This window comes from Thiomicrorhabdus sp. (assembly GCF_963662555.1).
Lineage (GTDB): Bacteria > Pseudomonadota > Gammaproteobacteria > Thiomicrospirales > Thiomicrospiraceae > Thiomicrorhabdus.
In genome coordinates, this window is record NZ_OY759719.1 from 885,122 (window position 1) to 909,610 (window position 24,489).

At 38.2% G+C, this 24,489-nt stretch carries 20 protein-coding genes and 1 tRNA gene; 14 read left to right on the plus strand and 7 right to left on the minus strand.

What is annotated here, in order from left to right:
- Positions 1-22: 22 nt before the first annotated feature.
- Entirely contained in the window at positions 23-640 is a 618-nt protein-coding gene (locus ACORJQ_RS03760; protein ID WP_321326138.1) for a hypothetical protein, read from the plus strand.
- Positions 641-735: 95 nt separating this feature from the next.
- Here ACORJQ_RS03760 and ispB read toward each other — a convergent pair whose 3' ends face one another.
- Positions 736-1,701, minus strand: coding sequence for an octaprenyl diphosphate synthase (ispB, locus tag ACORJQ_RS03765; RefSeq protein WP_321326139.1), 966 nt, complete (start codon positions 1,699-1,701; stop codon positions 736-738).
- A gap of 368 nt (positions 1,702-2,069) precedes the next feature.
- On the opposite strand from ispB, the gene rplU reads away from it, so the two are divergent.
- The 7 genes from rplU to ACORJQ_RS03800 all read left to right on the plus strand — a co-directional run bounded on the left by rplU (position 2,070) and on the right by ACORJQ_RS03800 (position 8,899).
- Positions 2,070-2,384, plus strand: coding sequence for a 50S ribosomal protein L21 (gene rplU / locus ACORJQ_RS03770; RefSeq protein WP_237262435.1), 315 nt, complete (start codon positions 2,070-2,072; stop codon positions 2,382-2,384).
- A gap of 65 nt (positions 2,385-2,449) precedes the next feature.
- On the plus strand, positions 2,450-2,707 hold the full coding sequence (gene rpmA / locus ACORJQ_RS03775) for a 50S ribosomal protein L27 (RefSeq protein WP_321326143.1): 258 nt from the start codon (positions 2,450-2,452) through the stop codon (positions 2,705-2,707).
- Between the two features lie 264 nt (positions 2,708-2,971).
- Positions 2,972-4,042, plus strand: a complete 1,071-nt coding sequence (gene cgtA / locus ACORJQ_RS03780; protein WP_321326145.1) for an Obg family GTPase CgtA — start codon at positions 2,972-2,974, stop codon at positions 4,040-4,042.
- Between the two features lie 35 nt (positions 4,043-4,077).
- On the plus strand, positions 4,078-5,202 hold the full coding sequence (gene proB / locus ACORJQ_RS03785) for a glutamate 5-kinase (protein WP_321326147.1): 1,125 nt from the start codon (positions 4,078-4,080) through the stop codon (positions 5,200-5,202).
- A 58-nt stretch (positions 5,203-5,260) separates the two neighbouring features.
- The gene (locus ACORJQ_RS03790; RefSeq protein WP_321326149.1) at positions 5,261-6,460 is read left to right on the plus strand and encodes an EAL and HDOD domain-containing protein; all 1,200 of its coding nucleotides are present in this window, start codon (positions 5,261-5,263) and stop codon (positions 6,458-6,460) included.
- A 211-nt stretch (positions 6,461-6,671) separates the two neighbouring features.
- Positions 6,672-8,042, plus strand: coding sequence for an NAD-dependent succinate-semialdehyde dehydrogenase (locus ACORJQ_RS03795; RefSeq protein ID WP_321326151.1), 1,371 nt, complete (start codon positions 6,672-6,674; stop codon positions 8,040-8,042).
- Positions 8,043-8,131: 89 nt separating this feature from the next.
- Positions 8,132-8,899 (plus strand): EI24 domain-containing protein, encoded by a 768-nt coding sequence (locus ACORJQ_RS03800; RefSeq protein WP_321326153.1) that lies wholly within the window; start codon positions 8,132-8,134, stop codon positions 8,897-8,899.
- Between the two features lie 95 nt (positions 8,900-8,994).
- Here ACORJQ_RS03800 and ACORJQ_RS03805 read toward each other — a convergent pair whose 3' ends face one another.
- Both ACORJQ_RS03805 and ppnN read right to left on the minus strand, forming a co-directional pair.
- Positions 8,995-10,230, minus strand: a complete 1,236-nt coding sequence (locus ACORJQ_RS03805; protein ID WP_321326155.1) for a DEAD/DEAH box helicase — start codon at positions 10,228-10,230, stop codon at positions 8,995-8,997.
- Between the two features lie 127 nt (positions 10,231-10,357).
- The gene (ppnN, locus tag ACORJQ_RS03810) at positions 10,358-11,728 is read right to left on the minus strand and encodes a nucleotide 5'-monophosphate nucleosidase PpnN (protein ID WP_321326157.1); all 1,371 of its coding nucleotides are present in this window, start codon (positions 11,726-11,728) and stop codon (positions 10,358-10,360) included.
- Positions 11,729-11,774: 46 nt separating this feature from the next.
- On the opposite strand from ppnN, the gene ACORJQ_RS03815 reads away from it, so the two are divergent.
- Positions 11,775-12,878 carry an AI-2E family transporter gene (locus ACORJQ_RS03815; RefSeq protein ID WP_321326159.1) on the plus strand — a complete coding sequence of 368 codons (1,104 nt, stop codon included), beginning with the start codon at positions 11,775-11,777 and terminating at the stop codon, positions 12,876-12,878.
- Between the two features lie 229 nt (positions 12,879-13,107).
- Here the strand turns inward: ACORJQ_RS03815 and folE2 are convergent, their stop codons facing one another.
- From folE2 to ACORJQ_RS03830, 3 genes are all read right to left on the minus strand, one after another.
- The gene (gene folE2 / locus ACORJQ_RS03820; protein WP_321326161.1) at positions 13,108-14,067 is read right to left on the minus strand and encodes a GTP cyclohydrolase FolE2; all 960 of its coding nucleotides are present in this window, start codon (positions 14,065-14,067) and stop codon (positions 13,108-13,110) included.
- Between the two features lie 222 nt (positions 14,068-14,289).
- Entirely contained in the window at positions 14,290-15,438 is a 1,149-nt protein-coding gene (locus tag ACORJQ_RS03825; RefSeq protein WP_321326162.1) for a CobW family GTP-binding protein, read from the minus strand.
- 12 nt (positions 15,439-15,450) lie between these two features.
- Complete coding sequence (locus ACORJQ_RS03830; RefSeq protein WP_321326164.1) at positions 15,451-16,797, minus strand: FAD-dependent oxidoreductase; 1,347 nt, start codon at positions 16,795-16,797, stop codon at positions 15,451-15,453.
- A gap of 391 nt (positions 16,798-17,188) precedes the next feature.
- Here ACORJQ_RS03830 and folM point away from each other — a divergent pair, with 391 nt between their 5' ends.
- From folM to ACORJQ_RS03850, 4 genes are all read left to right on the plus strand, one after another.
- Positions 17,189-17,917 carry a dihydromonapterin reductase gene (gene folM / locus ACORJQ_RS03835; protein WP_321326165.1) on the plus strand — a complete coding sequence of 243 codons (729 nt, stop codon included), beginning with the start codon at positions 17,189-17,191 and terminating at the stop codon, positions 17,915-17,917.
- Between the two features lie 326 nt (positions 17,918-18,243).
- Positions 18,244-18,320 (plus strand) — tRNA-Arg (locus ACORJQ_RS03840).
- Between the two features lie 525 nt (positions 18,321-18,845).
- The gene (locus ACORJQ_RS03845) at positions 18,846-21,056 is read left to right on the plus strand and encodes a choice-of-anchor O protein (RefSeq protein WP_321326167.1); all 2,211 of its coding nucleotides are present in this window, start codon (positions 18,846-18,848) and stop codon (positions 21,054-21,056) included.
- A 240-nt stretch (positions 21,057-21,296) separates the two neighbouring features.
- Complete coding sequence (locus ACORJQ_RS03850; protein ID WP_321326169.1) at positions 21,297-21,941, plus strand: DUF2202 domain-containing protein; 645 nt, start codon at positions 21,297-21,299, stop codon at positions 21,939-21,941.
- 115 nt (positions 21,942-22,056) lie between these two features.
- Here the strand turns inward: ACORJQ_RS03850 and ACORJQ_RS03855 are convergent, their stop codons facing one another.
- Entirely contained in the window at positions 22,057-23,409 is a 1,353-nt protein-coding gene (locus ACORJQ_RS03855) for a Y-family DNA polymerase (protein WP_321326171.1), read from the minus strand.
- Between the two features lie 300 nt (positions 23,410-23,709).
- On the opposite strand from ACORJQ_RS03855, the gene ACORJQ_RS03860 reads away from it, so the two are divergent.
- Positions 23,710-24,357: a LexA family protein gene (locus tag ACORJQ_RS03860; RefSeq protein WP_321326173.1), complete on the plus strand. Its 648-nt coding sequence runs from the start codon at positions 23,710-23,712 to the stop codon at positions 24,355-24,357.
- Positions 24,358-24,489: the final 132 nt, after the last annotated feature.

Sequence of the window (24,489 nt, forward strand, 5' to 3'; positions counted from 1 at the left end):
CCTTAATTAGAGGTATCTATGGATGAGAAATAACAAGCCGATTGGTCCAGCAATCAAATACTTTTTTAGACGTTTAGAAAAACGCTCTGCCGAGATTCAAGAGGAGCTAAACTCTGAAGCTGATGCTCGTCAAGAAGTTCATTTTGAAGAGGTTGAGGGTTTTTTTAGGCAAATTATGACGCAGAATATTTTTATTCATACGGTGGGTTTGAATGGTAAGCATGAGTCAACTATTTTATCTAAAGCCATTTTTAGTATGAATAGAGTTGTACGCATCTATTACAGCACGAGTTTTGATGAAGAACAGAGCGGATTTATACGAATTAAGCCTGTTAATAAAGAGCAAAAAATCATTGTTGAACGGTTGCATGGTTGCCGTCCTAAAGGCGAACTAATGTACGCAAGTCAGGATCAGAGTCATGTGATTCGATTTATGATTCGTTGGCTTTTACGAAGAATTGATTGGGATAAAACGCGTTTGGCTAATTTAGATTTGTACAAGCGTTTTCTTGAACAACAACAAGCTGAAATTGAAGAACAGATTGCTGCAGCGGCGGCATTAAAAGAAGAGGAAGAGCTTAAACTCGCTTTGGAAAGGCATCAAAAAGGTTTAATGAAGAATAGACGCAAAATTCATTAATAAATATGAGTATTGAATAGTGACTAAAAAGCCTGCTTTATATCTTTTGGTAAAGCGGGCTTTTGTGTTTTTGGAGCCTTGAAGATTTTTAGGTATTAATGAGAGCGATTAACGGCTAAATCAGCAATAGAACATAGAGCCGTTTTTAATGTACTATTTTCTAAAACATGTAATGCTTGTTTGGCTTGTTCGGCTTCATTTTGAGCGATCTCTTGTGTATAAGCTATTGCTCCCGAGCCTTTAATAATAGTGGTGACTTCTTCTAAAAGATTAATACCTTCTGATTCAATCGCTCTGCGAATAATCTCTTTTTCAGAGTCGCTACCATTTTCTAATACATAAATAAGGGGCAAAGTTGGTTTGCCTTCTGCTAAATCATCACCGATATTTTTGCCCAACTCTTCTTCGTTTGCGGTGTAATCTAAAGCGTCATCAATTAATTGAAAGGCGGCACCTAAATGTCTGCCATAAGCAATAAAAGCATCTTCTAATTCTGGTTTATTGCTCAATATTGGTCCCATATGAGTAGCCGCTTCAAATAACTTTGCAGTTTTACGGTGAATAACCTCCATATAACGTTCTTTGGTAGTATCGGCATCATGGCAATTAAGCAGTTGCAGTACTTCACCTTCAGCAATGACATTGGTGGCTTCTGACATAACCTGCATTATTTTTAGCAGGCCTGGTTCAACCATCATTTCAAAAGAACGAGAATATAAGAAATCACCTACTAAAACACTCGCTGCATTGCCCCAAACTTCATTGGCGGTTTTATTACCACGACGGGTGTCTGATTCATCAACAACATCATCATGTAATAAAGTTGAAGTATGGATAAATTCAATTACCGCAGCCATTAACTGATGATCAGTACCTTGATAGCCACAAGCACGAGCACTCAATAACACTAAAAGAGGACGTAGACGTTTACCTCCGCTATTAATAATGTAGTGTCCTATTTGGTTGATTAGAACAACATCAGAAGATAGGCGGTTTAGTATAAGTTGGTCAACCGCTAGGATATCGTCTTCAATTAAGGCACGGATTTCTGATAACGTCATGATGTGTTAGGCGATTTGCCTTCCAGGTATTTATAAAGGACGCTATTTTAGTATGAATAAGCCAGAGACGCTAGTCTTAGCGTTTAGATAGCAAATATTATTAAATAAAATACAAAAATCCTTTTTTTATTGAGATAAATAGACTTTAAATTCTAAATAAATACAATAAATAAATGTTTATTATTATCAATATCTTAGTCTAATTTTATATAGAATAAAGGGCTTACAAGGATTTAAGAAAATTACCAGGCCTGGTAAATTAAAAATATTTGTGAAATTGTTTTGACCTGGAAGGTAAAAGCTTATATAATCCCGCTTTCGCTAAATAGCGGCTTATTAAAAAGAATTTAGATATCCGGGAGAGATATATGTACGCAGTTATTAAAACCGGTGGTAAGCAGTATAGAGTTCGTGAAGGTCAAATCTTACGTATTGAATCACTAAATGCAGAAGCAGGTGATGCAATTGAGTTTGACGAAGTATTGATGGTAGGTGAAGGTGCTGATGTTAAAATCGGTATGCCTGTTGTTGAAGGTGCTAAAGTTGCAGCAACTGTTGAATCAAACGGTCGTGGTAAAAAAGTAACCATCATCAAATTCCGTCGTCGTAAGAACCGCTCTAAGACTAAGCAAGGCCACCGCCAAAACTACACTGAAGTTAAAATCGGTAAGATTTCAGCTTAAAATTTGAATCTAAACGGCTGTTATTTCTGAGTAGGGGATAACACTGTTAATAAAAGGACTATACCATGGCTCATAAGAAGGCAGCAGGTAGTACTAAAAACGGTCGCGATTCTAATGCCAAGCGACTAGGTGTGAAAGCATTTGGTGGTCAGCAAGTTTCTGCTGGAAGCATTATCGTTCGTCAGCGCGGAACTAAGTTCCACGCGGGTGATAACGTTGGTCGCGGTAAAGATGATACCTTATTTGCAAAAGCAGACGGTTCGGTTGCTTTCGTATCTAAAGGTAAGCCTCTACGTACTTACGTAACAATTGTATCTGAATAATTTCAGACTCGCTTGTTAACAAAACGCCCCGCTTTGACGGGGCGTTTTTGTTTGTGTACAAAAAAATATAAAAAGGGCGACAGCTCTTAGTTAAAAATTACGTTTTATTAAGATTTTATAGTGCGGTTTTTATTACTAAGCTTTGATAAAATAATTTGACTTAGAAGTTTGCATAAACTGGTTTAATTAAGAACTTAAAGCCATTTTATCCAAGCTATAGCATTGCCAGTTGTTCTGGTTAACCAATTTAAAAAGGATGCATTCATGCAATTTGTTGATGAAGCCAAAATTCACGTAGAAGCAGGCCGCGGTGGAAACGGAGTGGTCAGTTTTCGCCGTGAAAAATATATTCCTTTTGGCGGGCCAAACGGTGGTGATGGCGGAGATGGCGGCAGTGTTTATCTCTTGGCAGACCGTAACCTAAATACCTTAGTCGATTTTCGTTTTACCAAAAACTATAAAGCCCAAAATGGCCATAGTGGAATGGGTCAACAAAAAACCGGTCAAGCGGGTGAAGATTTAGTTATTACCGTACCAGTTGGTACGACTATTTTTGATGTGAATGCTGATCAAGTGATTGGTGACTTAACAGAACATGGTGACAAGATCATGGTGGCTGAAGGCGGACGACATGGTTTAGGTAATATTCACTTTAAAAGCAGTAAAAACCGTACACCACGCCAGTGTACTCCTGGTGAAGATGGTGAAGAGAGAGAGCTACGTTTAGAACTTAAGGTATTAGCGGATGTTGGTTTATTGGGTATGCCAAATGCAGGTAAATCGAGTTTAATTACGGCAGTTTCTGCTGCACGTCCTAAGGTTGCAAATTACCCGTTTACTACCTTGTACCCAAATTTGGGGGTGGTAGCCGTATCGCCAGAAACAAGTTTTGTAATAGCTGATATTCCTGGTTTAATTGAAGGTGCTGCAGAAGGTGCAGGTTTAGGGATTCAGTTTTTAAAACATCTTTCTCGTACTGGCTTATTGTTGCATGTAGTGGATATCGCACCAGAAGACGAATCTGACCCTGCTGAGAATGTGAAGATTATTCAAAAAGAATTAGAAAAATATAGTGAAGAGCTTTCTGGTAAAGACCGCTGGTTAGTATTAAATAAAACCGATTTATTACCTGCTGAAGATGCTGATGAAGTTTGTGCACGTATCGTTGAAGAGACACAGTGGCAAGGTAAGGTTTACCAAATCTCTGCTGTACAACGTGACGGTACTCAAAAGTTAGTGAATGATATCGCTTATGCCCTAGAGCAAAACCGAATTGAAGCTTCTGAAGAAGAAGCTCCTGTGCGTGCACAGGTTGACGAAGATTTTGATTTTTAAGATTAGCCTGTAACGAAAAGGTGAGTTAAAACTATATGCAGCGTTCTGATTTAAAAAATACCAAACGTTGGGTGGTTAAAATTGGCAGTGCCTTATTAACAAATGATGGCCAAGGATTAAATCGTAAAGCTCTTGCAAGTTGGGTTGCGCAGATGGTTGAGTTGAAAAACCAAGGCGTTGAAGTTGTAATTGTCTCTTCAGGTTCGGTAGCTGAAGGTATGAAACGTCTAGGTTGGAAAACCCGTCCTAAATTACTAAATGAACTACAAGCGGCCGCTTCAGTTGGTCAAATGGGCTTAATTCAAGCTTATGAATCAAAGTTTTCTCAGTACGATATCCATTCAGCACAAATTTTAATGACACATGATGATTTATCTAACCGTAAGCGTTATTTAAATGTAAAAAGTGCTATTGAAACCCTTCTTGAGTACGGCGTTGTACCTATTATTAATGAAAACGATACCGTTGTAACCGATGAGATTCGTTTTGGCGATAATGACACCTTAGCAGCCTTAACAGCTAATCTTATCTCTGCAGATGTGTTGGTTATTTTGACCGATCAACAAGGTCTTTATAATGATAATCCTCGTGAAAATCCAAATGCTGAATTAATCAGCGAAGCACGTGTGAGCCGTAAAGATATTGAAGCAATGGCCAGCCCAGAAGGTGGTGCTTTAGGTAAGGGTGGTATGTACACTAAAGTGATGGCGGCAAAACGTGCAGCACGTTCTGGTACGGCAACTTTAATTGCTTCCGGTCACGCAGAAAATATCTTACCTAATCTATTTCATGGTGCATCACAAGGCACTTTATTAATACCAGACTTAGAACCTTTAACGGCCCGTCAGCAATGGCTAGCAGGTCATTTACAGGCTAAAGGTTCATTGGTAATTGATGAGGGAGCAGTTAAAGTATTGCGTTCTTCAGGTAAAAGTTTACTGCCTATTGGTGTTAAATCTATGCATGGAAATTTTCAGCGTGGAGAAATGGTAGTCTGTTATGATGAAGTTGGTAAAGAAGTTGCTCGTGGTTTAGTAAATTATTCGCTGACTGAAGCTCAACAGATTATGGGTAAACCCAGTCAGCAGATTGAATCAATACTTGGGTATATTGAAGATGAATCACTTGTGCATAGAGATAACTTAGTACTTAGTGAATAAAAAACCTATTTTTTAATATCGATTAATCTTTTTAAAATACATAAGGGTAGCATGGTATATGTCTGAAGTATTTATTGGGCGACAACCTATTTTAGATAGAGAGATGAATGTCTTTGCTTATGAGCTTCAGTTTTATCACGGCATTAATCCAAATAATAAAAGTCTAGAAGCAACCGAAGAGTTGATTAAAGATATTGAAGAAAAAATTGGCTTTCAATCGATCGTGGGTGACCATAATGCCATGCTTCATTTGCCAAAAGAACTCATTAAAAAGTCTGCATTGCCCCAATTTGATACAACTCACCAACTTGTTTTAGAAATACCCAATAATATTACCCGTGATATTGAATTATTACGTAACTTAAAAGAGTTAAAAGCAGAAGGCGTCAGCATAGCTCTTGATGACTTTATGGATGATGAGTCGAGTGTTCGTTTAGCGGGAATTAGTGATTACGTTAAGATTGATCCTGAATCACATAACGAAATACAGATGAAAAAAATGCTTGCAGAATTGCAGCAAAAAAATATTAAAGTTATTGCTGAAAAAGTAGAAACAGAAGAAATGTTTTTCTATTTAAAAAAGCTTGGTTTTGATTATTTTCAAGGCTATTTCTTTACCAATCCTATTATTATTAATGGTCAAAAATTAAGTGGCAATAAACTTACATTGTTGCAACTGCTTTCTAAAGTGAATGATCCATCAACCGATTTTGAAGAGCTTTCAAAAATCATTGCTCAAGATGTGGCATTAAGTCATAAGCTTTTAGTAGCAATCAATAATCCCGCCGCGATGATTCCGATTCGTGTAGAAAATATTTCTGACGCCTTGAAGTATATGGGGATTAAACGTTTAAAGTTTTGGGTTAATATGCTCATGCTTTCAAGTATGAAAGATATTCCTCAAGAATTATTAACTACTTCATTAATGCGTGCTAAATTTTGTGAGCTATTGGCAGAATCGACAGGTCATTCCGCCGATAAAGACAGCTTTTTTTTAGTAGGTTTATTTTCTAATTTAGGAGCTTTTTTCAAAACTCCGATTGCTGAAGTCGTGGCTGAGATGCCTTTAGCTGAAGAGCTTGTTAACGCACTGGTTGAAAAGGAAGGCCCAATGGGTGATGCTTTAAAAGTGTTAATCAGTATTGAGCAGTTTAACCACACCTTAACTAGCTTGCGATATGATGGATTAAATATAAGGCAGATTGGTAGCAGCTTTATGGCTGCAAATGCCTGGGCTCAACAAGTGTTAAAAGGTTAAATGAACTAACCTAAAAGCTTTAATTTAGATGCCATTCAATTGTACAATTTAGTAACACATTGCAAATAAAGTCGGCTTTTGTCCGGCTTTATTTGTTTTTAAGGGCTTATTTAAAGCAGATAATACTTATTAGTTAGTATGAGTGAATCATATAAAATGATATTAAATAAACATAAGTCCAGAATAAGCCCAGAAAAATAGGAGCACCGCTATGACAATGCGTTCAATAAATCCAGCAACCGGTGAGTTGCTAATAGAGTTTGATACATGGGATGAAGAAACATTAGATTACACCCTCAATCAAGCTGGCCATATGTTTGAAGATTGGTCTAAATTAACACCAATGGAAGATCGCTGTACCATGATTAAACGAGTGGCAGAGGTGTTACGAGATGACATTGAACCTTTGGCTGAGTTGATTACGCTAGAGATGGGTAAAACCACCAAAGAGGCTCAGGCTGAAATTGAAAAATGTGCCTGGGTTTGTGATTTTTACGCAGAAAAAGGCCCTGCATATTTAGCAGATGAAGTGGTTGAAACCGATGCCAGCAAAAGTTATGTAGCTTATTTACCATTGGGTGTTGTATTGGCAGTGATGCCTTGGAACTATCCGTTTTGGCAAGTCTTCCGTTTTGCTGCTCCAGCATTGATTGCAGGTAATATTGCGGTGTTAAAGCATGCTTCAAATGTTCCTCAATGTGCTTTAGCCATGGAAGAAGTTTTTCGTAAAGCAGGTTTTCCAGACCATATCTTTTCAAACTTAATGATTGGTTCAGACAAGGTTGAACAAGTTATTAGGCACCCAGTAGTAAGAGCGGTAACTTTAACAGGTAGTGAGAATGCGGGTCGTAAAGTTGCGAGTATTGCTGGTTCTGAATTAAAGAAAACTGTGCTAGAACTCGGTGGTTCTGATGCATTTATTGTGCTGGATAGTGCCAATATTAAAGATGCTGTTCAGGGTGCAATAGTTGGGCGTTATCAGAATATGGGGCAGAGTTGTATTGCTGCAAAACGTTTTATTGTTGACCAATTTATTGCCGATGAATTTGTGGATCAGCTTAAAACAGCAGTTGAAGAGAAGTTTGTTGCTGGTGACCCAATGGTTCCAGAAACTACCTTAGCTCCAATGGCTCGCCAAGACCTACTTGATGAGCTTCATGAGCAAGTCATGGCATCTGTAGAATTAGGGGCAAAAATCGTTACAGGTGGTTACCAGCTAGATCGTCCTGGTTGTTATTATGCACCAACCATTTTAACCAATGTTTCTAGTAATATGCCTGCCTATCATGAAGAATTATTTGGCCCTGTTGCCATTGTGATTAAAGCTTCAGAACCAGCACACGCTCTAGGGATTGCTAATGGGGTTGAGTTTGGTTTGGGCGGCTCTATTTGGACAAATGATATTGCTACGGCAGAGACTATGGCTCGCGGCATGGAATCTGGAGCGACTTTTGTCAATAACATAACTTTTTCAGATCCTAGGATGCCGTTTGGTGGTGTTAAAAATTCGGGGTATGGTCGTGAGTTATCAGAACATGGTATTCGTGAATTTACTAATGTAAAATCTATTTGGATTAAATAACTATCACTCAGCACCAGGTTGTTAACACGTTTAGTTATTAACTAAAGATTGTGTAATTTAAATAATGCCAGTTTAAAAAAAGGCCAACTATGTTTGATTTACTGTTTAAAACTTTATCTGATTTAAAAGAGCCAGCGATCTTGTGGCGTTTGTTTGTGCCATTTGTGGCAGCGATTGTTTTGGTCTCTATTATGGGCTACGGCATTTTTGGCGTGTTTTTGGTAAGTGACTTTGTCACGCAGAATCCGATTGTGCAAGATATGGGCGTTTGGACTGATCAGGCAGAACAAAGCATTGGTGCAATTCCTTTTATCGGTAGTGCCTTGCTGTGGATTTTTGGAATGGTATTTGCCGTTATTGCGGGAATTTTAGGCGTACTGTTAGGCAGTTATTTAATTTTGATTTTTGCCATGATTATTACCGGCTTTATGACGGATAGTTTGGTAAAAGTTGTGCATGACAAACATTATCCTAATGCCGACTACTCTGGCCATGGAACAATGATGGGGATGATAGGAAAGCTACTATGGTTTGGCTTTTTACTATTGTTGTTGTTTATTGTTACGATTCCAATGCTGTTTATTCCATTGGTGAATGTGGTGTGGTTTTGGTTGCTAGGTTTTATGTTTTTTAGATATTCAATTGTTCAAGACGTGGGGCAGGTAATTTTACCTGAATCGATGTTTAATCAGGTTAAGCCCATGACAAACTGGACACCGACCACGGCATTAGCCGCTTTGTTTTTAATGAGCACTTTACCGTTAATTGGTTTGTTTGTTCCTGTACTTGCGGTGATTGCATTATCGCATCACTATTTTGAGCACCTTTCTACTATGCCTGCGAGAGAGCCTTCTTAAGATAATCTACCAGGCCTGCAAAAATGGTTTTTACCAGGCCTGGTAAAATTTTATCAGCTATTAACATGGTTGTAAGCCATGTTTAATCAACGTATTTAACGTTTCTTTTTAGTCGTTTTTTTAGCTTTTTTCTTAGCTACCGATTTCTTAGGTTTCTTTTTGGTCGTCGCTTTTTTAATGGCATCTCTTAGCTTAAAGTTAGGTTCTAGGCCTGCAATTTTTTCTTCAGGCAGTTTTTGTTGTAGATGGTATTCCACTCTTTCTAAATTTGGTAGATCATGGCGTTCTACAATGTTGATAGCTACGCCGACCTGTTGTGCTCTGCCGGTACGTCCAATGCGGTGAATGTACATATCACCTCTAAATGGCATATCGTAATTGATTACGTGGGTAATATTTAACATATCTAAACCACGGGCAGCCACATCGGTTGCTACTAAGACTTTGATTTTTCCAGAGGTGAATTTTTGCATTTTCTCAAGGCGTACTGCTTGAATAAAATCGCCATGTAGAACTTGAGCAGAGATGTTTTGTGATTGAAGATACTCTGTGACTTCAATCGCTTTGTCTTTTTTATTGCAAAAAACAATGGCACTTTGGCAACTTGGGTCACTCAGCAAATTGGTAAGAATAGCGTGCTTGTGCTCTTTATCATTAGCCAAGTAGACCGCTTGCTGAACCTGTACCGATTGTTGGTTAGGAGCATCAATTTGTACGACGTCTGGGTTATCTAACACTTCATCGGCAAATTTGGCAACGCCAGAACCACTTAATGTTGCAGAGAATAAGCCAGCTTGGAAGTCACCAGGAATCGCTTCTATTAATGCTCTAACCGTTGGTCCTTGACCCATGTCTAACATGCGATCAGCTTCATCGATAATAAGCATTTCTATGTCAGAAAGATTGACTTGGTCTTCTTCCATAATCTTGGCTAAACGCCCAGGTGTTGCTACCAAAATGTCGCAGGGTTTTTTTAAGGTTTCAATTTGTTGGCTCATTTTAAAGCCACCAGTAATCACTGCAGTAGCAAAGTCACAGTAGGTGTTGAGCTGTTTAAGCACCTTGTGAATTTGAAAAGCCAGCTCACGAGTTGGGGCCAATAACAGAACTCTAGGTTGATTACTGCGTTGTGGCTCATCCAGAAGATATTGTAAAACAGGCAGTACAAAGGCCGCCGTTTTACCCGTACCTGTGGCCGCTCCAGCCAATAAGTCTCTGCGATTCATCAGAACAGGAATAGCCGCTTCTTGAATTGGGGTCGGCTTGTGGTATTTTAGTTGTTCAATCGCATCCAGCAGGGCGGGATCTAAATCCAGTTCTTCAAAAGTCATGTGGTTCTCAATGTTGTCGCCTAGTTGTAATTTACCAGGCCTGGTAATTTAATTTTTATACAGGCAAGAGATGCGTTTTTTACGCTTTCCCTGCTATTTCAGAGATCTTTATTATGTATATTGGTTTCTATTTGTGTATTTTATAACAAGGATGATACTCACTGGAATCTAGTTTCATACGTTTTTGTTCAACAAAGCTATGTAATAGGAGATCCATTGCTTCCATAATCTCTTTGTCGCCGTGTAAATCAAATGGGCCATGACGCGCAATTTGTTTAATGCCGTCAGCTTTAACATTGCCCGCTACTATTCCAGAAAAGGCTTTGCGTAATTGCCCTGCCAAACTATGTACAGGTTGGTCTTTGTGTAAGTTGAGTTCGGCCATGTTTTTGTGGGTTGGTATAAATGGTTGCTGGTGTTCCAGATCTAACATTAAACGCCAGTTATAGTAGTAAGCATCACTGCTCGCCTTACGGTCTTGTCTCACCACTTCCATTTGGGCTTTCATATAGGTGGCAATGTCTCTAGGGTGATCAATCATCACTCTAAGCATATCTATGGCAGGCTTGCCTAAGGTTTCTGCTAAAAAGTGCATGACCCCATCAAAATAGTGGCGGCTGCTTTCATCGCCAGTCAAAATTACGGGAAGGGCAATATCTTGGTTTTTTGGGTTGAGCAAAATGCTCAATAAGTAGAGTAGCTCTTCCATTGTGCCTGGGCCGCCAGGGAAGATAATAATACCGTGACCAATTCGTACAAAAGCTTCTAGGCGTTTTTCTATGTCTGGCATGATACACAGTTCATTTACAAAGGCATTAGGGGCTTCAGCGGCAATAATTCCGGGTTCGGTCATGCCAATGTAGCGACCATTTTGGTAACGTTGTTTGCCGTGCCCTAAAATAGCCCCTTTCATTGGGCCTTTCATGACGCCAGGGCCACAGCCAGTGCATATGTCTAAATTGCGTAACCCTAGTTCATAGCCTAAGTGTTTGCTGTAATGGTATTCTTCATCAGGTATTGAGTGGCCACCCCAGCAGACCACAATGTTAGGAAGTTCATTAGGTTTCATTAGTTGGGCGTTACGAGCAATATGAAACACGGCATTGGTAATGCCATGCGAGGAAGTTAGATCTAATTTAGGGCTAAATAGAACTTCATTTCTTGAGTAGATTAAATCGCGAATAACAGCAAACAAGTGCTCTTTAATACCCACTATTAATTCATTGTCAACAAAGGCTTGGCGTGGAGCATTTTTTATAATCAGTTGCACACCACGTCCTTTCACGCCAACGTTTATTGAAAAGTTTGGATATTTTTCCAGCAAAGCTAATTCATTGTCGGCTTCTGAACCTGTGTTTAATACCGCCAAGGCACAGCGTAGTAGGATGTCATTTAAACCCTCATCAGAGACATCGCATAGCTGTCTTGCTTCACGGTAAGATAAAATTTGTAAAGAGCCTTCTGGGCGAATAATCACTTCTTCAATATCGGTATTCATGATAGGGTACACTCATCGTTGATTACTATTTTTTATGAGGTTTATTATGCGTGACAATCGTCCTTATGAGGAAGGTTTTTTAATGATTTTACTGGTTCTCGCCATTACGGTAATCATTTGGTTGTTTTTTCCTTTTTTAGAAGCACTTTTCTTTGCCATGATTTTAGCCACGGCAAGTTATAAAGGGTATCAAAAATTACTACCTAAGTTAAATCACTCAGAAACTTCGGCTGCTTTGATTATGAGTGTTGCTGTGTTTGTGGGAGTCATTGCACCCGTTACCTATTTATTGGTTGAGGTGAGTTTGCAGGTGGGTGGTTTAATGAATCACGCTCAAACCTGGTTGGGCCAGCAAAATGCAGAGAGTTTAACGAAACTCAATCAATCAATCTTAGGGTATTTACCAATGAGTGAATCTACCCAAGCAGATGTTTTAGCACAGTTAAGAGATAACTCACAAAAGATTATTGGTTTTGTGCAAAACGCCACCGTATTTCTGCTTGAAGGCGTATTAGGTACAACCTCATCATTTATTACCTTTATTGGCTTGTCAGTTTTTGCGTTATTTTTCTTTTATCGTGATGGTCATCGAATTGCTCATCACATCAAAATACTTTCACCGTTAGAAAACTACTATGACTTAATGATTATGAATCGTTTTGCTTCACTCTCTACGGTGTTGACTTTGAGTGTGGTAGGTATTGCTTTTGTGCAAGGTTTCTCTTTTGCGATTATCTCTTGGGTGCTAGGTTTACCAGGCCTGTTTATTGGTATGGCAATTGCCGTGACCTCTTTTATACCTGTAGTGGGTGCCGCATTAGTTTGGATTCCCATTGTGATTTATAGCCTGATTCAAGGTGAGTACGTGACGGCGGCAATTATTACTTTTTGGGGTGTGGTTATAACCGGGTTTGTGATTGATAATATTTTACGACCCATTATGATTAACCGTTTATCTAAAAGTTTAAGTGGTGGTGGCGAAGGTTTGGAAGTGGCCAACCATACCTTAATTACGGTGCTTTCAACTTTTGCAGGGCTCTTACATTTTGGGGTGATTGGACTGTTTTTTGGGCCAGTTATTGCCGCGATGGCTATTACCATATTTGATGTATATGAGCATAAAAACTCACATTCTTTAGATAGAAGTTAATAGAGTTAACATAGTTAAATCAATTTACCCTATGCTCACAATATATAAATGGCCACAGGGCATGCCAGGCTTGTATACCTCATTGCGTGGTGTGGTAAATTGTAAAAAAATGATAAATAAAAAAGCCGGCTGGGGAATGATTATTTCCCAACCGGCTTTTTTGATTTACGGCAATAATTAGTTAACAACGAATGAAATATGAATCCATTATCAACTAATGATCAATTAATTACATTGGATCCATTAAGTTTGGCTCATCAATATAGCCATTTTGTACACCTTTAGTCACAATCGCTACCGCATCATGTGGGTGTAAGCTTTCTAAATGGTTCACTCGTATCCAAAAATCTAAGTACTCAGAAGATTCATCCAGTTTGGCTTGTACACGGCGTGAGGCATCTTCACAAAACATAAGGTTAGTCGCATTTAAACGGGCAAATTCTTGCTCATCTTCACGTTTTACGGTTGCTTGAACAGGTGTTTGCAACGCATCTTCAATGTGATTTATTAGTGTAGAAATGTCTAAGTGATCACTTTGAGCGACTTTAACTTTTACTTGTGCGTAAGAGCGTTGACTATGAGGTGTTGCATTAATGCCTTCTGGCGTACCTAGCCATTCAACCACGGTTTTATAATCTAGTTGTTGATCAGCAAATTGTGCTTCAAACGCTTCTTGAATTAACTGGCGAGACAAAGCTGCTGAACATGGACAAGTTGATGAGTAGGGTACTGATATCGACATTTCACACTCAAACTGGCCATCACGTAATTCTCCACGCAAGGTAGTTGGGTAGTGTTTCCAGCCGCTATTATCACTTTTAAGTGAGCGGCGACGTTCATAGTAGTCAAATTTAAACTCTACAAAGGCATTAGCACTTAATCCATGGTGAGATTCAATAAATTTATCTAAAATTGCATTGACTCTGTTTGGTGTTAAAGACTCTTGAGTTGCCATTTGATCTAGTAGCAAATAGAGGCGAGACATGTGAATGCCTTTGCTTTGTGGGTCATCTAAACTTACATAAGCTTGTGCTTTTGAAGACAAGCGAACATCGATTAGATTTTCATTGTCTGCCTGTGCTTGTTTGACAAGAATTGGGAGTTCAATCCCGCTCATTCCTACCCAGTTAAGTTTCCCTTTTGGGCCATGATGCGGTTGACACGCGATATCGGGCATGTGCTTGGTCATGCAATTTCCTTCGGCTTTAGTGGAGTTGAGAATTGACGCTTAAGGTTCTCTATTAGCGTAAAAATCAATATCACTCAGTGAATTAATTATAAAGAGAACAGCACTTTTTAATGTGTGATCTCAAGGTAACGTGCGATTCTATCAAATAATTGACTAAATTGGTGGGTTAATCATCCAAATAGTGAGTTTAATCAATATAAATTATTAATCAAAAACATCGAATTACAGGTTATGTATAGTGTTTTTTATTTTGCTTTCAAGGGTTTGAATAGAAATATTGGCTCTGTTTTTTGCCTCATTATTATCAGCCTTAAATAGGCACTCTAATCGGTTGTCTTGTCGCCAAGCAATGTCTTCAAATTGTAATTCTTCGTTTGACCAATTAACCAATTGCCACTCTTTTCCGGTTTTAAGTAAGCCTTTAGCACGAATGATATAAGGGCCGATTTCTGTAAAAAAGGCTTTGAGTTTTACGCGATTAAATTGCAGGTCATTGTTCCAAATCCAACCCATGCTCAAAAGTTCACCAGAATCAGTTTGGCTTACAAAACATTGTTGTGTGCCAGAAATACTAGAGTTAAAAGGCTGTTGCGGATACAAAGTTTGCTGTTGGTGATCTGTATGCTCTTTTAATGAGATATCTTTTAATGAAATATCTTGTAATGAACGGTCTGAAAATGTGTGGCATTGTAACGAGTTGCTAGGCAAAATTTGTGAAAGCAGAGTAAACCCCTTTTGTGTTCTTGGTTTTAGCAAAGTGCTGAGTGTTAGGTCTGCATATTGAGTTTCAATAATTTCGTTTTTGGGTGGGTAGCAGTTTTTTAATAGGGTTTTGGCGGAATCTAAGGCTTGTTGATCTGCTAAATCTGTCTTATTTAAAATAATGGTATCTGCCAGATTAACCAGGTCTCGCATTACTTCAGATTTTTGCCAACGCTCTGCAGTGAGTTGCAGAGGGGTGACCACACAAGCAATCTTTTGTAGTTGCAAAGGTTGTATAAATTGAGTTTGTTGCAAAGCATCTATTATTTTTGCAGGATGACCTAACCCAGTCGGTTCTATCCAAATCCGGTCTATGGATTTTGTGGTTTGGCTAAGTAGTTTGTTTAACGTATTCACCAAGCCAAGTTGTGCGGTGCAACATATACAACCCCCTGACACAGCTTTAATCTCTAATGAATTAGAGCTGCCTTCGGTTAACTCTGGGTTTGCAAGCAGTTGGCTAGCATCAATATCTACTTCACCAAATTCATTAATGAGAATGGCCCAGTGTTCATTGGTTGGTTTTTGTTGAATGAGGTGTTTTAAACAGGTAGTTTTACCGCTCCCAAGCAGGCCTGTTATAAGGTGAACTGGAAGCGGTGTAGTCATTTGAATTTTTCTTTAGCGTGGAATATCAGTGCCGCCAAGCAGCTCATTAATAACGGCTTCACGATCAAGTTCAATACCTAAACGATCGGCAATGATTTGTGCATCACGGTAAGCGTTGCCTAAACAGGTTGTTGCACCTGGAGATGGTGTCATATTGAAAATAAGGTTTTCATTTTCAGGCACAATGCTGGCTTCACCCAATTTGAGTTCCATGGTAGTTTTATCAATAACTTGTGGACGTAAACCGCCAATACCTTTAGCGTATTCCAAGTCTTCAGGCTTTAAGCTCGGAATGATTTTACTGGCATCTTTGGCAAACAGTTTTTGACGAAGTTTAGGAACTTCAAACATAAAGTTTCTAAAGATATAGTTACGAATAGTACTGTCTTTCATTAAATCCCAAAAAACTTTTAACACTTTCGTATCGAGTTTTAAGCTCTTCCAAAAATCCAGGTAGGTTCCACCAGTATAACGCTCTAATTTTGGTAATACTAAGGCGGTTGGTCCAAGACGAGTTTTATTTAACTCAATTAAGTCTGGGTCACCATGTAATGCGGCAAACGGTAGTTTGTCATTTTGCATGGTGTACACTTTACCGTTAAGCATTTTTGGCACGTAATAAAAGCTACCAGCCATAGGTAAGATAGACATGTCCATACCATGACCTAGTTGGTTGGCAAGCAATAAGCTGTGAGCACCGGCTGAAACCACAACAAATTTGGCAAAGAAGGTGCCTTGCGGTGTAACTAATTCGTAATGGTCATCAAACTTAGTGATTTTTTCTACTTCACTGCTCAAAGAGACGTTAATTTCAGTATTGGTGTTTCTGGCACTGTTTATAAATGCCTTAGAAAGGTTGCCATAGTTTACGGCAGAGTATTCGTCTGTACAGCCTGAAGCAATAATTTTTTCTGGACGGGGTTTACCATCAATCAAGGCAACGGCAGGTTCCACTTCGGCAATGCGTTCGGCATCCCAAAGTTCCATGTAAGGAAAGGCTTCTGCAAACTCATGATAGCGTTTTTCTAAGCGTTCACATTCTTCTTCACCAACCGCCAAAATCATTTTTGGAAACTTATATAAAAAGTCGTTTTTTTCTACTTGTTTTGCATAGTGAACAATCATATTGGCTTGTTGCTTAACCAATTTGGCTTTTTCTAGACTGTAGTTAGTTTCGATGTCACCACAATGCAAAGTTTGGCTGTTTGAACGAGCATGAGAGTTTAATGGAGCAAGTGAACCATATTTTTCTAGCATGGCCACAGAACCGACATTTGTGTATTTAGAAAGTAGGTACGTTAATGCACTTCCTGAAATTCCACCGCCAACAATAACGACATCAAATGTACGATTTTTCATCTATTTTATCTCTGTGTTCACTGAATAATTTAAGCAATTTAATTGCTAGCCAATCATTATATAAAAAATATTAATATGGGGTTAGAGTAAATGTAATGTTTTGAGATTAACTTTTGGATGCTAGTCGATATAGTAGAGAGTTGAATAAGATCGTTTTTACGATTATTTGTTTGATTATTATCCTTGTTAAGGTCTTGCTGATAGTTTTGTAAACTAAAATTGGAAAATTCAAAAGGCTCTGAACTCGCTTTAGCTATTGTTTATTTGGTTATTGTCTATTTATTAAATTCCCTGCAAACCAGTTACAATAGATTTTTGTTTAATTGATGATATAACTTCAAATGGTATTGTCACAATTCTTGTTATGGTAGAGAGCAGAGATTTAGGTGCTATGAGCAAAACGCTAAAAGAAAATGCAATATTTATTACAGGCGGTGGTCAACGAATTGGTGCCTATTTAGTGCGTCAATTTTTGGCCAATACAGATTATCCTGTGGTGTTTACTTATAGAACGCAGTATGCAGAAGTTGATGAGCTGGTTGAGCTAGGAGCTATTGCAATTCAATGTGATTTTGATGATCAAAATAATTTACCAGGCCTGGTAAAACAGATAAAACAATATTGTGAAAGCCTAAGAGCCGTAATTCATAATGCCTCTGTGTGGCTAAGCGATGAACAAGCCCCAGTCTTTTCGACTGCCTATCAAGGTTTATTTAGATTACATGTTGAAGTACCTAATTTTTTAAACCATCAGTTACAGTCTTTATTACTGGCTTCTAATTCTGAATTAAAAGATATTATCTCTTTGTCTGATTACAGTGTGAGTCATGTGTCTGATACACATATCGCTTATTTATCAAGTAAAGCGGCCATGCAAACAAGCAGTGTAGCGTTTGCTAAAAAGTTTGCACCGCACATCAAAGTAAATGATATTGCACCAGCATTAATTATTTTTAATGAGGGAGATTCTGAAGCCTATAAACAAAAACGTTTGTCTCAGGCGGCCATTCCAATTGAACCTGGGGAAGAGGTAGTTTGGCAAGCGGTAATGTACTTAATGAACAGCTCTTACACAACGGGAATCTCATTGCCTTTAAATGGCGGTAGACACTTACTGTAGTATTCGATAATACTCGTATATTAATTCGTATCATTTTCGCCAATATTAACTCAGCAATTTACCAGGCCTGGTAAATATTGTTCGGCTTGTTCATTCCAATGTCTTAAATCATTAAATAGCGGATGCATTGCCTCAAGCTCTATTTCAGGTTCGCTTTCTAGCTTTTGCATAAAATGACTTTTGGTAAATTAGTCATGAATGTTTGAAGCAATCTAAGCAGAATAATCAACGTAGTGTGATTAACCTATTGTGATTTACGTAAAATAATTCATTTAGATTTCTATTAATAACATTCTCAACCCCTTATAATAGCGACCTCACTATTTGCGTTTGTAGCTCAGCTGGATAGAGCACTGCCCTCCGGAGGCAGGGGTCGGGGGTTCGAATCCTCTCAAGCGCACCATCTTTTTATCTATTTGTTTATCGAACTTGTCAGTTTAGTTAGATTGAATGTGTTTTTTACTCATTGATCATGCATTTTTGTCTAAAAAATAAGTTAAGTTTTTTTATTACGAGTCTTGTTTTTCTCATTCTCTTTGGGTGATGCATGATTGTTTAAAAATTATTGATTTAGATCAATTTTTTTGGCCATTAATTTATCGCTATAAGCCAGACTTTTAGCTTGCTATTTAGAATTTTTATTTAAAATCTGGTTCAAAAAATTAACCATTTAGGGTGATGATAAAGCCTTTTTTAAAACGATTGTTTAATAACGCTTGTATCCCCTAGTTTTTTTACGTTATATTCAAAATATATATTGTGGTTTTTTATGTTTGATTAAAAACATAGTCAATCTTTTGAACCCAATTTCTACTTATATATAATGTTTTTCTACAGGCGTAATATAGTAGTTGAAGAGAGAGAGTTAACTCAATGAAAGTTGAGTGATGGTTTGATACAAAACCATTTTAATGGAGAGGTAGAGAGTATGAAGACACGAAAGAAATATTTAATTATTGCCATGGCTTTAGCTATGGGAGTAAGTGGTAATGTTCTAGCTGCAGAAGCAACAACTGAGCTACATTTTAGTACACCTGAGAACCTGTCAGATGCACAATCGCCTGACTTAGGTATGGCGTTTAAAACTAAGCTTGTAAGATTAGGTAATGGAGCGTTAATTACTGTATTTGGCGATGGGGTTAATGCCAGTAATGTGGTGTATGACTTAAAAGGTGATGCAGAGCGTCCAGCACGTGATATTTTTATTAGAACTTGCGACAGCGTAAATACTGATTGTGCTTTAGAGACAAATTGGTCGAGCCCGCAAAATGTATCAGGTACGGCAGAATTAACGAGTATGACCACTGATTGGAAGGGTGATAATGGTGATCCTTCTCCTTATTATGGTGATTCAGATAAGCCAAATATTTCAAATGGTGGTTCTAATATCATGATTACTTGGACTGACAAGTTTTGTGATGCTTTAACTGGCGATGCAGATGGTATTACCAACCAGCGTTCAGCGACTTATGTGACTCGTGTAAATCGTGAGATTCCATTTAGTTGTACGTGGGCTAGGGGTGCAACAGTTTCTGGAAGTGGTGGTATTAGCTGGATTTCAGATCCAGTTCAGTTAACAGATGGTTCACGTGATGCTAAACAGGATGTGAGCAAGGTTAACTCAATGGGTAAATCTGTTGTGACTTGGCAAGAAGATCCTTTAGGTTTGCAAATTGGTTCTGCTGATGGGCCAGGTGATGGGGCTTCAGGTGCAACGGCTTCTCATGGTACGGATATTTGGTTTACCACTACTACTAATGTGGTTACGAAGACAGATCCTGATACAGGAGCAGCTTTAGCAGGTAAGCCTGTGGCATTTATGCCTGTTGCTAGATTAACTGATAATGCCACAAATACGTTATCAGGTGAGAATAGAACGGTTAGAGATAGCACGGGTGCCTTAGTTGATGCGGCTAATATTGATGGTGGTAAAACGGCTGCAAGTAGAGCAAATACCGCAATTGTTGGACCAAAAATAGTCGTGACTTATGAAGAGACGAAAGGTTCAGAGGAAATTGAGTTTGGTAAGTATATTCGTTACCACAACTTTGCTTATACAACTGACCCAGGCTCGGTAACCAATCAAGCAGGTTGTATTATCTCGAACCCAGCAGAAAATGCGCGTCGTGTTCGTTTTGTACCTCAGGGAACACCTGGTACAAGTGGTTTACAAATGGGTATTTTTTGGAAAGAAGGTAAATACGATCAAGGTGGACCATCAGATATTGTGGTACGTCTGCTTAAAAATGGTGTAGATCAATCAAATATGACGCCAGCTGTGGATATTGCAAACTGTGTTACTTCAGATTATACGACTGCTTCTACAGTATTGAATAACGCCCCGGCTATAAACATCAGTAGCAACACGGAAACAGGTGGAAACCTAACGGATACGACTGAAACGAATAATGCCGAAAATGCATTAGCACATCGTGGTGCGATTGTAGGTGATGATTTATATATTGGTTATTCATATACAAGTGATTGGGCGTTATCAACTTATACCAATCAAAAAACGTATGATTTTTGGTTACGTCATTATGATGGTGTAACGGATACATGGACTGTACCTCATAATCTTTCAAATCTACCAACTGAAACAGTTAATGGGGTGGTGACCTATCCTTTATCAGTAAGAGAGCCAAGATTTGTTAAAACGCCATATTCTGAGGATCCTGCACAAAATTACAACCCAGATGCGTTTGTGATTGCATGGGGTACACAAACTAATGTGGCAACACACTTAGAAGATCCAGTGGATCAGGATATTTATTACACTCGTTCATATGATAAAGGTGTGAATTTTGAACCGGTTGTAAGAGTGGATAACCCTGTTAATGCTTCACGTTTTGAGTCGCAATTACGTCCTACTCCAGATGGACAGACGCTTTATGCCGTATGGAATGAAGAGGCTTCTGGAGTTGTTAATTCAATTGTTTCAAAAGGGGTGTCAGGTGTTATAACGGGTAACTATCCTTATATTCCACCTTATGTTCCACCAGCTGCACCAGGAGCAACTGTTTCTTCAAGTAGTGGTGGTGGTAGTGCGAGTGTCTTTGATGGTGTATTAGTACCTGCATTGCTTGCAATATTAATTGGTTTGGTTGGGTTTATTGGGTTACGTAAAACACAAAAATAAACTAAGTCTTACCATTAAGATTTGACCTATGACTTGAACATATTTTTTGTTCATAACTAAAGCGTTACCAATGAAATTGGTAGCGCTTTTTTTGTATTAGACGATAGTTTTTTAAATAAGTTAGATATGGCATAAGTGTCTTTAATGAATGCATATAAGAATGTTTATCTGTAAATGTAATATATTTACATTTAATATAGGCAGTGACAAAACAAGTTATCAAATAAGAAGGAATAACTTATGAAAATGACAATTCAAACACTTTTTGCAATCGCTTTTACAGCTTTAACATTTAATGCTTTAGCAAGTACGACAGTTTCAACAGATGAGGTTGTTGTTGAGTCAACTGAGATTGATTCAATTTCTGTTGAAGAAGAGCAAAGCATCTTGTTTATGCGTGAAGAAGAGAAATTAGCTCGTGATGTATATTTAACGCTTTACGATATTTGGGGATTAAATATCTTTAAAAATATCGCTAAATCAGAGCAAACGCATACTGATGCGATTAAAGGATTGATTGAAAAATATCAACTCGCTGATCCAGTTACCGATGAAACGGTTGGTGTGTTTACAGACTATCATTTTGTAGAAATATTTGAGGCCTTAGTTGCCAAAGGCAGCGAGAGTTTAGAAGGTGCTTTACAAGTTGGTAACCAAATTGAAGAGTTGGATATTAAAGATATTGCTGAAAGTATTGCGGTAATTGAAGGTAATGATGATGTGGTTAATGTTTATTCTGAATTAATGAAAGGTTCACGTAATCACTTAAGATCTTTCTGGGATGTATTAACTAGCAAAGGTTTTACCTATGTACCTCAATACATTTCTCAAGAAGAGTTTGATGCAATCATTAACTCGCCAATGGAAACAACCAGTTTAGATTAAGATTTACTGATTTGGTATATCAAACAAAGGGGCAATTGCCCCTTTTTTTGTGACTAATGATTGGTAATACATCTTTTGTAGAAAGTGTCGTTTTGGTAAGTTTGGTATAGACCAATCACTTAGCTTTAACCGTTAATAGCTCTTGCCAACGAGTTGTGTAACGGTTGGACATAAGGTTTCGATTCATTTTCCAGGCCTGGTTTTGTAAACCGCTACTGGCTAGTTTAAGGGTGTTTTTGCCCATCTGTTGATTAATCTTATCTAGCGTTTGCATTAATTTATCTGACTTTGGGTTACCCGAATATTCTGGGTTAGGTGCAAAAAGGTCAATTTGTAAGTTCTGTTTATCTTGTATGTTTAATAACATCACACTGGCTTTTTGGTATGCATAGCCAGGTTGCCAGATTTTTTGTAACGCTCTTAATGCAATTTTGGTTAGTAAAATGGTGCTGTCTGACGGATAAATTAACGGCACAGTATATTGATTATGATACTGAGGTAACTGCGTTTGATAAGGTGGTGTGGTAATAAAAACATTAACGGCTTTACAAGTGCTTTTTTGTTTACGCAGTTTTTCGGCTGCAATAGCCGTATAGCTACTAACCGCTTCACGTATGACATTAAAATCAGTCATGTTTTGGCCAAAAGAACGCGATGATACAATGTTTTGTTTATTGTCTGGACTCTCTGTAAATGCCAAACAGGCTTGACCTTTTAATTCCAATACCATGCGCTCTATATTGACTGAGAATTTTTTTCTTAATGTTTTGCTATCTAAGCTCACCAAATCATACACCGTGTGAATTTTTTGTGCGTTGAGCTGCGCATTTAAGCGTTTACCGACACCCCAAATAGTCCCCACTTTAACAGTTTTATAGAGTGTATTAAGTGTCGTTTGACTGAGTTGGCTTAAATCAAAAACACCATCACAATCAGGCAGTTTTTTAGCTAGGTGGTTGGCAAGTTTAGCCTGCGTTTTGGAGCTGCCTATACCAACGGCAACTGGGATACCTATCCACTGCGATATGCGTTCTTTTAACTGCTTTGCATGCTGCTGAATATCGTTTTTATTAATACCTGTAAAATCTAAAAAACTTTCATCAATGGAATAAATTTCTTGGCGTACCGCAAATTGAGCACTAATCGCATGCATACGCTGGCTCATATCGGCATACAGTTCATAGTTAGAGCTAAAAACCGCTGTGTTATAGCGTTTTAATAGTGGAGCAACTTTAAAAAAAGGCTGAAACATCATGCTATTTGGCGTGGCGGCGTGATAACCGCCAGCCCCCATACTATTGGCTTTTACATGTTGTAAATCAAGATTTTTGGCGATTTGGTTAGCCGCTACAATACAACCATCATTATTAGATAACACCACAACAGGGCGATTTACCAGGCCTGGTTGAAAAGCAATTTGGCAAGAAGCGTAAAACGAATTTCCATCAACTAACGCATAGGTTGGCATAACGCGTGTACTCAAAAGATAGGTAAAGAGAGTAAAAAATATTAACTGTGTATTGGCTGTTATTTCAGAAGGTATTTCTATATAATCCAATTTATGAAAAGTGTAACACAAATCAAGATACGGCTGTTATGGTTTTTATTTATATCTAAAGCGTAATATCTTCAGTCCAATTTTGGCTATGACGTACCTAAACACTATAAACAATATGTGTGTGATGATTCATGTGGAACACGTCTGAGTAATCATAGCCTGGGTTATAAAAGTAGCCATAAACAATAAAATTAAAAGTGAGAGAGCAGAATGAATCAAAAAACAGATAACACAGTGACTCCTATTTCTCACGGTGGAGTACGCCAAGGAGCAGGACGTAAAAAAGGTACTGGTAAATTTGGTGAACCAACAAAGGTAATGCGGGTTCCGCAATCAAAGGTAGCGGCAATACAGGCCTGGTTAAATTTACAAAACAAGCCCAATGCTAAGCTGTTACAGCAAGCTTTGCCCTCTAATCAGCCTCAGTTTGATTCGCCTTTTATTTGGCATATGCCTGAAAAAGAGAGTGAATTTGTTGAGTTACCTTTGTACGCTCATAAAGTGGTGGCAGGTTTTCCAAGCCCTGCGGAAGATTATATTGAAGCAAGATTGGATTTAAATGAGAAATTGATTCGTAACAAAGAGGCTACGTTTTTACTCTCTGTTCAGGGCGATTCTATGAAGGATGTTGGTATTTTAGATGGCGATATTTTGGTGGTAGATCGTAGCATTCAGCCGCAAGATGGTAAAATTGTGATTGCTGCATTAGACGGTGAATTGACTGTAAAACGTTTGTCAATGAAATCAACAGGGACTTGGCTAGTACCAGAAAATGAAAACTACCCGCCAATTTTGGTTAGAGAATCGTCTGATATTGTTATTTGGGGAGTGGTAACGGCCACTATTTCACAATTTTAATAAGTAAAGCAATGGCTTTTTTACATTTTTTTAACAAAGAGGAAGCCTGGCTATAACTGGATTTAGGGCTGCATTAAAAAAACAATTTATTTTATGTGGGTTTACAGGCTAGAATGGTTGAAATATTCGAGT

Excerpts from the sequence above, each read along its gene's own strand:
- ACORJQ_RS03760 (WP_321326138.1), top strand. The coding sequence starts at position 23 with ATGAGAAATAACAAGCCGATTGGTCCAGCAATCAAATACTTTTTTAGA.
- ispB (WP_321326139.1), bottom strand. The coding sequence starts at position 1,701 with ATGACGTTATCAGAAATCCGTGCCTTAATTGAAGACGATATCCTAGCG.
- rplU (WP_237262435.1), top strand. The coding sequence starts at position 2,070 with ATGTACGCAGTTATTAAAACCGGTGGTAAGCAGTATAGAGTTCGTGAA.
- rpmA (WP_321326143.1), top strand. The coding sequence starts at position 2,450 with ATGGCTCATAAGAAGGCAGCAGGTAGTACTAAAAACGGTCGCGATTCT.
- cgtA (WP_321326145.1), top strand. The coding sequence starts at position 2,972 with ATGCAATTTGTTGATGAAGCCAAAATTCACGTAGAAGCAGGCCGCGGT.
- proB (WP_321326147.1), top strand. The coding sequence starts at position 4,078 with ATGCAGCGTTCTGATTTAAAAAATACCAAACGTTGGGTGGTTAAAATT.
- ACORJQ_RS03790 (WP_321326149.1), top strand. The coding sequence starts at position 5,261 with ATGTCTGAAGTATTTATTGGGCGACAACCTATTTTAGATAGAGAGATG.
- ACORJQ_RS03795 (WP_321326151.1), top strand. The coding sequence starts at position 6,672 with ATGACAATGCGTTCAATAAATCCAGCAACCGGTGAGTTGCTAATAGAG.
- ACORJQ_RS03800 (WP_321326153.1), top strand. The coding sequence starts at position 8,132 with ATGTTTGATTTACTGTTTAAAACTTTATCTGATTTAAAAGAGCCAGCG.
- ACORJQ_RS03805 (WP_321326155.1), bottom strand. The coding sequence starts at position 10,230 with ATGACTTTTGAAGAACTGGATTTAGATCCCGCCCTGCTGGATGCGATT.
- ppnN (WP_321326157.1), bottom strand. The coding sequence starts at position 11,728 with ATGAATACCGATATTGAAGAAGTGATTATTCGCCCAGAAGGCTCTTTA.
- ACORJQ_RS03815 (WP_321326159.1), top strand. The coding sequence starts at position 11,775 with ATGCGTGACAATCGTCCTTATGAGGAAGGTTTTTTAATGATTTTACTG.
- folE2 (WP_321326161.1), bottom strand. The coding sequence starts at position 14,067 with ATGACCAAGCACATGCCCGATATCGCGTGTCAACCGCATCATGGCCCA.
- ACORJQ_RS03825 (WP_321326162.1), bottom strand. The coding sequence starts at position 15,438 with ATGACTACACCGCTTCCAGTTCACCTTATAACAGGCCTGCTTGGGAGC.
- ACORJQ_RS03830 (WP_321326164.1), bottom strand. The coding sequence starts at position 16,797 with ATGAAAAATCGTACATTTGATGTCGTTATTGTTGGCGGTGGAATTTCA.
- folM (WP_321326165.1), top strand. The coding sequence starts at position 17,189 with ATGAGCAAAACGCTAAAAGAAAATGCAATATTTATTACAGGCGGTGGT.
- ACORJQ_RS03845 (WP_321326167.1), top strand. The coding sequence starts at position 18,846 with ATGAAGACACGAAAGAAATATTTAATTATTGCCATGGCTTTAGCTATG.
- ACORJQ_RS03850 (WP_321326169.1), top strand. The coding sequence starts at position 21,297 with ATGAAAATGACAATTCAAACACTTTTTGCAATCGCTTTTACAGCTTTA.
- ACORJQ_RS03855 (WP_321326171.1), bottom strand. The coding sequence starts at position 23,409 with ATGCCAACCTATGCGTTAGTTGATGGAAATTCGTTTTACGCTTCTTGC.
- ACORJQ_RS03860 (WP_321326173.1), top strand. The coding sequence starts at position 23,710 with ATGAATCAAAAAACAGATAACACAGTGACTCCTATTTCTCACGGTGGA.